Genomic DNA, 7,251 nt, shown 5'->3' with positions numbered 1-7,251 from the left:
GCCCCTCCAGCCCGTCCGGCGTTTGAGGACAAGGCCCGTTCAGGGCCGACAGCGGGGGTCTGGGGGCGCAGCCCCCAGGGATGGGAACGGGAAAGGGCGGCGGGGGCGAAAAACCACCGCCCCGCCGCCCCACCCTCAACTACCAACTACCAACTACCAACCGCCAACTACCGACTCACTGCGTAGTACGACGCCTCCGCGCCCCCGGCCGCCGCTCACTAGGCCGAGTAACAGGATCCCCCGCATCAACCGCAGCAGCCCGCCGCCGCAACCCGAAGTCCGCCAACGCCTCAGCCAACTTGTGCACGGACGGCTCCGGAGCCATCACATCCACCCGCAGCCCATGCTCCTCAGCGGTCTTCGCCGTAGCAGGCCCAATACACGCGATCACCGTCACGTTATGAGGCTTGCCCGCAATCCCCACCAGATTCCGCACGGTCGAAGACGACGTGAAGAGAACGGCATCGAAGCCACCCCCCTTGATCGCCTCCCGCGTCTCCTGCGGCGGCGGCGAAGCCCGCACCGTCCGATAGGCGGTGACGTCATCGACCTCCCACCCCAGCTCGATCAGCCCCGCCACCAACGTCTCGGTGGCGATATCGGCCCGAGGCAGAAAAACACGGTCGATCGGATCGAAAACCGGATCATACGGAGGCCAGTCATCAAGCAACCCAGCAGCGGACTGCTCCCCACTGGGCACCAGATCAGGCTTCACACCAAAGGCAACCAACGCCTTGGCGGTCTGCTCCCCGACCGCCGCAACCTTGATCCCGGCAAAAGCACGAGCATCGAGCCCGTACTCCTCGAACTTCTCACGAACAGCCTTCACCGCATTCACCGAAGTGAAAGCGATCCACTCATAGCGGCCCGTGACCAGCCCCTTGACGGCCCGCTCCATCTGCTGAGGCGTCCGAGGCGGCTCGACGGCGATGGTCGGCACCTCGTGCGGCACAGCGCCATAGGACCGCAGCTGGTCGGAGAGCGTCGCCGACTGTTCCTTCGTACGCGGCACCAGAACCCGCCACCCGAACAGCGGCTTGTTCTCGAACCACGACAGCTGCTCACGCTGAGCAGCGGCGGACCGCTCGCCGACCACGGCTATCACCGGCCGGCCCCCGTCCGGGGACGGCAGCACCTTGCCCTGCTTGAACGTCTGGGCAATGGTCCCCAGAGTCGCGGACCAGGTCCGCTGCCGAGTCGTAGTACCGGCCACGGTCACGGTCAACGGCGTATCGGGCTTACGCCCGGCAGCAACCAGCTCACCCGCAGCGGCAGCCACCGAATCCAATGTGGTCGATACGACAACCGTCCCGTCGGATGCCCCGACCTCGGTCCAGCACCGGTCGGAAGCGGTCCGCGCGTCCACGAACCGGACGTCCGCGCCCTGCGCGTCCCGCAGCGGAACACCCGCGTACGCGGGCACGCCGACGGCCGCCGCGACACCCGGGACCACCTCGAACGGAACGCCCGCGCGGGCGCAGGCCAGCATCTCCTCGGCGGCGTACGCGTCGAGCCCGGGATCCCCGGACACCGCACGTACGACCCGCCTGCCGCCCCGTGCGGCCTCCATGACAAGATGTGCGGCATCCCGCACAGCGGGTACACCAGCGGTCGTTGACGCGCCGTCAACAACCGCTAGTTGAGGCGTGCCTGTGCCTGGATACGTGCTGCCAATAGGCGTGTCCAATTCGGTGTTGAGTACGGCGACGCCTTGTCTGGTGTGCGCGCGTACGACGTCGAGCACCTCGTGCTCGGCGACCAGTACGTCCGCGTTCGCCAGCGCCTCGACGGCGCGCAGAGTCAGTAGTCCCGGATCCCCGGGTCCGGCACCAAGAAAGGTGACGTGCCCATGGTCCGGACCGGCGGGAAGGGTGGTGGGGCTCACTGTGCTCGCTCCCCCATCAGACCGGCCGCGCCCTTGGCAAGCATCTCGGCTGCGAGTTCACGGCCGAGCGCCATTGCTTGGTCGTACGTCTCGGGCACGGGACCGGTGGTGGACAGCTGCACCAACGCCGAGCCGTCGGTCGTACCGACGACGCCGCGCAGGCGCATCTCCTTGACAATCTGCCCGTCGGCCAGCAGGTCGGCCAGCGCGCCCACAGGGGCGCTGCAACCGGCCTCCAGGGCGGCGAGCAGTGACCGTTCGGCGGTCACGGCGGCCCGAGTGTACGGGTCGTCGAGTTCGCCGAGTGCCGCGATCAGGTCGGAGTCGTGGGAGGTGTTCCCCGCTCTGCACTCGATCGCCAGGGCCCCTTGGCCAGGGGCAGGCAGAACCATGTCGACCGACAGGAAGTCGGTCACTTCGTCGGCGCGCCCGATGCGGTTGAGCCCGGCCGCGGCCAGGACGACGGCATCCAGCTCACCACTTCGCACGAACCCGATCCGGGTGTCGACGTTCCCCCGGACCGGTACGACCTCGACGCTCAGCCCATGAGCACGGGCGTACGAGTTCAGCTGGGCCATGCGCCGAGGAGAACCCGTCCCCACCCGCGCGCCGCGCGGCAGGTCGGTGAACTTCAGCTCGTCGCGCGCCACCAGCACGTCACGCGGATCCTCGCGCTCCGGTACGGCGGCCAGTACCAGGTCGTCGGGCTGCGCGGTCGGCAGGTCCTTCAGCGAGTGCACCGCGAAGTCGACCTCCCCACGCGCCAGCGCCTCCCGCAGAGCGGTCACGAAGACACCCGTGCCGCCGATCTGGGCGAGGTCCTCACGGGACACATCGCCGTACGTCGTGATCTCGACGAGCTGGACGGGCCGCCCGGTCAGCCGATGCACGGCGTCCGCGACCTGCGCGGACTGGGCCAGGGCGAGTTGACTTCGCCTGGTCCCCAGTCTCAGCGCCCCTTGTACTGGCTCACTCATGCTCGCCCTCGGTTCTCGGCGTGGTCGTCATCATTGTCCGCCCGGGACACGGAGGCGACCGTCTCCTGGTCGAGGTCGAACAGGGTGCGCAGCGCGTCCGCGTACCCGGCGCCGCCGGGTTCGGCCGCGAGCTGCTTGACCCGTACGGTCGGCGCGTGCAGCAGTTTGTCGACCACGCGCTTCACGGTCTGGGTGATCTCGGCCCGGTGCTTCTCGTCGAGCCCGGGCAGCCGCCCGTCGAGCCGGGCGATCTCACCGGCGACCACGTCGGCGGCCATGGCGCGCAGCGCGACGACGGTGGGCGTGATGTGCGCGGCCCGCAGGGCGGCACCGAAGGCGGCGACCTCGTCGGCGACGATCCGCCGGACCTGGTCGACATCGGCCGCCATCGGAGCGTCGGCGGAGGCCTCGGCCAGCGACTCGATGTCCACCAGCCGCACCCCGGCCAGCCGGTGCACGGCCGCGTCGATGTCCCGGGGCATGGCGAGGTCGAGCAGAGAAAGCACGGGAGCGGGCCGCGGCACAACGGCGACGATCTCGGGCCGCCGCCGCTCGGGAATCCGCCCCACGGTGGCCGCGGTACGGGCAAGCTCGGCGATCAGCTCACGGTCCTCGTCGGGCGTACGACGAGCGGCGTCCCGCCGGTCGACAGTGCCGTTGTCCACCCAGGCCGCGTGCTGCTCCAGCGTCGCCGCGTCCATCCCGGCGACGGCGGCCTCACCCATCACCGAGAACCCGGCCGACTCCTGCACGGCCTGCCCGGCCTGCGCGGCGGCCAGATCGAGCGGACACCCGTCGTCGGTCCCGATGCTGGTGGGCGGCAGCGCCGTCCGTACGTCGTCCCTGACGGTCGTACGGCAGGACTGCCCGGCCGCGTCGGCCGCCGGAACCCGGCCCTCGACGGCCGCCGCGATGGTCTCGGCGCTGAGGACGAGCCCCGTCGCGCCGGTACAGGAAACGGCTATATCGGCACGTGTCAGCTCGAACGGCACCGACTCCATCGGAACCGCGCGGGCCGACACGGACATCGCGCCGCCCTCGTACCCCTCGTACTGACTGCTCTCGCTGTTCTCGTTGATGATCCGGGCGAGCCGCTCGGCGCGATCCGGTGTGCGGTTGGCGACGACGATCTCGGCGACGCCGAGCCGCGCGAGGGTGGCGGCGGCCAGCGAGGACATGGACCCGGCCCCGATGACCAGGGCCTTCTTGCCCACGGCCCAGGACTCCACCGAGACCCCGGCACCCCGCCCACCGGCCAGCTGCTGGAGCCCGAAGGTGACCAGGGACTGTCCGGCCCGGTCGATCCCGGTCTCGGAGTGGGCGCGCTTGCCGACCCTCAGCCCCTGCTGGAACAGGTCGTTCAGCAGCCGCCCGGCGGAGTGCAGTTCCTGCGCGAGAGCGAGCGAGTCCTTGATCTGCCCGATGACCTGGCCCTCGCCGACGACCATGGAGTCGAGCCCACAGGCGACGGAGAACAGGTGGTGGACGGCCCGGTCCTCGTAGTGCACGTAGAGGTACGGAGTGAGTTCATCAAGTCCCACCCCGCTGTGCTGGGCGAGCAGCGTGGACAGCTCGGCGACACCCGCGTGGAACTTGTCCACGTCCGCGTACAGCTCGATGCGGTTGCAGGTGGCGAGCACCGCGGCCTCGGCGGCCGGCTCGGCGGCGACGGTGTCCTGAAGCAACTTGATCTGCGCGTCCTGGGACAGCGCGGCCCGCTCGAGAACACTGACGGGAGCGCTGCGGTGGCTCAGCCCGACGACGAGAAGACTCATGCCGGCATCACGGCGGGAACGTCCCCGTCAGTCCCTTTGCCACGACCGCTGCCGTCACTGTCGCCGTCACTACCGCTACCGGCCTGGCCCTTGGCCACGACGACCGCCGGAGCGGAGTCGGCGGCAGCGGCGGCGAGGGCATCGGCTTCCTCGCCGGCCTTGCGCTGCTCATGGAAAGCCAGGATCTGCAGCTCGATGGAGAGATCGACCTTGCGTACGTCGACACCGTCCGGGACGGTCAGCACGGTGGGCGCGAAGTTCAGAATGGACGTGACCCCGGCGGCGACGAGCCGATCGCACACGGGCTGAGCGGCACCGGCGGGGGTGGCGATAACGCCAATGGACACGCCGTTGTCCGCGATGATCCTTTCCAGATCATCCGAGTGCTGCACCGGAATACCCGCGACGGGCTTTCCCGCCATGGCGGGATCGGCGTCGATCAGGGCGGCCACCCGGAATCCACGGGAGGCGAAGCCGCCGTAGTTCGCGAGGGCGGCGCCGAGATTACCGATACCGACGATCACGACCGGCCAGTCCTGGGTCAGCCCCAGCTCACGCGAGATCTGATAGACGAGATACTCGACGTCGTACCCCACACCACGCGTCCCATAGGAGCCCAGGTAGGAGAAGTCCTTACGCAGCTTCGCGGAGTTCACGCCCGCGGCGGCGGCCAGTTCCTCGGAGGAGACCGTGGGTACCGAGCGCTCCGACAGTCCGGTCAGGGCACGGAGGTACAACGGAAGCCTGGCGACGGTGGCCTCGGGAATCCCTCGGCTGCGGGTCGCCGGTCGGTGAGTTCGGCCAGTTGCCACGGTACTCCTGCGGGTAGCGCGGGGCTGCAGGCGGTCACACGTACCTAGACCGCCCCGTCGAATGCAGGCTATGTCTTTGTGAACGCGTGCACAAAGATGGTGTCCGATTTGCCCGGCCAACGTGACCGGGGTCACGCACCCCCGCCGCACGCGTATGGAACCGGCGCACAAGCACCGTCGTCCCTCGCCGTCACAGGCACCGTTGGGGGGCAAAACCGCACACACTCCTCATGAATCCCGCCCCCGAGATCTGAACCGCCCTCGATCCTAAGCGACTTTCCGGACCACCTGGACTGCTCAGTCAGCACTTGGTCAGAACTCGACCACTCGGTAATCGACCGGGAATCTATGTGAGGGCTTTGCGAAGACGTTCTTCGTTGACGCGCCAGAACGTGTGCTGGGCCCCGTCGATGAGCACGACAGGGATCTGTTCCCAGTACTGACGGTGGAGTTCCTCGTCCTGAGTGATGTCCTTCTGCTCCCACGACACCCCAAGATCGGCACACACCTTCTCGACAACTCCCTGTGCGTCATCACACAAATGACAACCCGGCTTCCGGATGAGAGTGACGAGCCGAGGCTGCTGGGACTCGGGGGAAGCGGGGGACCCGATGCGCCGAAAGAGGGGACTCATGAACCCATTGTCCCGCTTGTTTAACTGGGCGGTCGCGGAGAGTTCACAGCCTCCAAACCTCTCGACTCCGGAAGCACCGAACAAACTGGCTATGCTCACGCCATGGCCGCTCTCGGATGGCTCACTCCCCGTAGGCGCTCCGCCACCGCGCGGAGCGTGTTGGCAGGCGAGGCCTCGGCGGAGGCAGCGCGCAAATCCTCCCAGGAGCTGGAGGAACTCACCCCTGCCCCGGTCCCGCCGGGCACCGATGAGGAACCGGCGTTCCCGGTCCTCGGTGACGACAGGGCCGCCGCCTTCTTCGACCTGGACAACACAGTCATGCAAGGCGCCGCGATCTTCCACTTCGGCCGAGGCCTCTACAAGCGGAAGTTCTTCGAGACCCGCGACCTCTACCGATTCGCCTGGCAGCAGGCGTGGTTCAGGCTGGCAGGAGTAGAAGACCCGGAGCACATGCAGGACGCCCGGGACTCAGCTCTCTCAATCGTCAAGGGCCACAGGGTCGCCGAGTTGATGTCGATCGGCGAGGAGATCTACGACGAGTACATGGCCGAACGCATCTGGCCGGGCACACGAGCCCTGGCCCAGGCGCACTTGGACGCAGGCCAGAAGGTATGGCTGGTAACGGCAGCCCCCGTAGAGATCGCGACAGTGATCGCCCGCCGCCTGGGCCTGACGGGCGCGTTGGGCACGGTCGCGGAGTCGGTGGACGGCGTGTACACGGGCAAGTTGGTAGGAGAACCGCTCCACGGCCCGGCAAAGGCGGAAGCGGTAAGAGCCCTGTCAACGGCGGAGGGCCTGGATCTGGCCCGCTGCGCGGCATACAGCGACTCACACAACGACATCCCGATGCTGTCCCTGGTGGGCCACCCCTACGCGATCAACCCGGACGCCAAACTCCGCAAACACGCCCGCAAACTGGACTGGCGCCTACGGGACTACCGCACAGGCCGCAAGGCAGCAAAGGTAGGCATCCCGGCCGCAGCGGGAGTAGGCGCGGTAGCGGGCGGTACGGCAGCGGCCATCGCCCTGCACCGCCGCCGCCGCTAACGAGCCGAGTTTTCTCGCCCCGGCCGCCCCTACCCGTCCCATCCTTGGGGGGGGGGGGGGGGCCCCCCCCCCCCCCCCCCCCCCCCCCCGCGGGGGGGCCCCCCCCCCCGAGAGAAGGCGG

6 protein-coding genes are annotated in these 7,251 nt (G+C 68.7%); 1 reads left to right on the top strand and 5 read right to left on the bottom strand.

Features of this window, described 5'->3' with window-relative positions:
* Positions 1-175 precede the first annotated feature (175 nt).
* From ACWDR4_RS49570 to ACWDR4_RS49550, 5 genes are all read right to left on the bottom strand, one after another.
* Positions 176-1,885: a uroporphyrinogen-III synthase gene (locus tag ACWDR4_RS49570; RefSeq protein WP_450418741.1), complete on the bottom strand. Its 1,710-nt coding sequence runs from the start codon at positions 1,883-1,885 to the stop codon at positions 176-178.
* Positions 1,882-2,862 carry a hydroxymethylbilane synthase gene (gene hemC, locus ACWDR4_RS49565; protein ID WP_450418739.1) on the bottom strand — a complete coding sequence of 327 codons (981 nt, stop codon included), beginning with the start codon at positions 2,860-2,862 and terminating at the stop codon, positions 1,882-1,884. The genes ACWDR4_RS49570 and hemC overlap by 4 nt, the downstream gene beginning before the upstream one ends.
* The gene (locus ACWDR4_RS49560; RefSeq protein ID WP_450418737.1) at positions 2,859-4,637 is read right to left on the bottom strand and encodes a glutamyl-tRNA reductase; all 1,779 of its coding nucleotides are present in this window, start codon (positions 4,635-4,637) and stop codon (positions 2,859-2,861) included. Before ACWDR4_RS49560 ends, hemC begins: the two co-directional genes overlap by 4 nt.
* Positions 4,634-5,449 carry a redox-sensing transcriptional repressor Rex gene (locus ACWDR4_RS49555; protein WP_450418735.1) on the bottom strand — a complete coding sequence of 272 codons (816 nt, stop codon included), beginning with the start codon at positions 5,447-5,449 and terminating at the stop codon, positions 4,634-4,636. The genes ACWDR4_RS49560 and ACWDR4_RS49555 overlap by 4 nt, the downstream gene beginning before the upstream one ends.
* A gap of 346 nt (positions 5,450-5,795) precedes the next feature.
* Positions 5,796-6,083, bottom strand: coding sequence for a glutaredoxin family protein (locus ACWDR4_RS49550; protein WP_450418734.1), 288 nt, complete (start codon positions 6,081-6,083; stop codon positions 5,796-5,798).
* Positions 6,084-6,185: 102 nt separating this feature from the next.
* Here ACWDR4_RS49550 and ACWDR4_RS49545 point away from each other — a divergent pair, with 102 nt between their 5' ends.
* A complete protein-coding gene (locus ACWDR4_RS49545; protein WP_450418733.1) occupies positions 6,186-7,130 on the top strand; it encodes an HAD family hydrolase in 945 nt (314 codons plus the stop codon).
* Positions 7,131-7,251 lie beyond the last annotated feature (121 nt).

The sequence above is a fragment of the Streptomyces sp. NPDC000878 genome (assembly GCF_053599695.1).
This window is presented reverse-complemented; position numbering and strand designations above follow the sequence as displayed.

What these genes read in the sequence shown, in the direction of transcription:
- hemC (WP_450418739.1), bottom strand. Translation starts at nt 2,862, where the DNA reads ATGAGTGAGCCAGTACAAGGGGCGCTGAGACTGGGGACCAGGCGAAGT.
- ACWDR4_RS49560 (WP_450418737.1), bottom strand. Translation starts at nt 4,637, where the DNA reads ATGAGTCTTCTCGTCGTCGGGCTGAGCCACCGCAGCGCTCCCGTCAGT.
- ACWDR4_RS49550 (WP_450418734.1), bottom strand. Translation starts at nt 6,083, where the DNA reads ATGAGTCCCCTCTTTCGGCGCATCGGGTCCCCCGCTTCCCCCGAGTCC.
- ACWDR4_RS49545 (WP_450418733.1), top strand. Translation starts at nt 6,186, where the DNA reads ATGGCCGCTCTCGGATGGCTCACTCCCCGTAGGCGCTCCGCCACCGCG.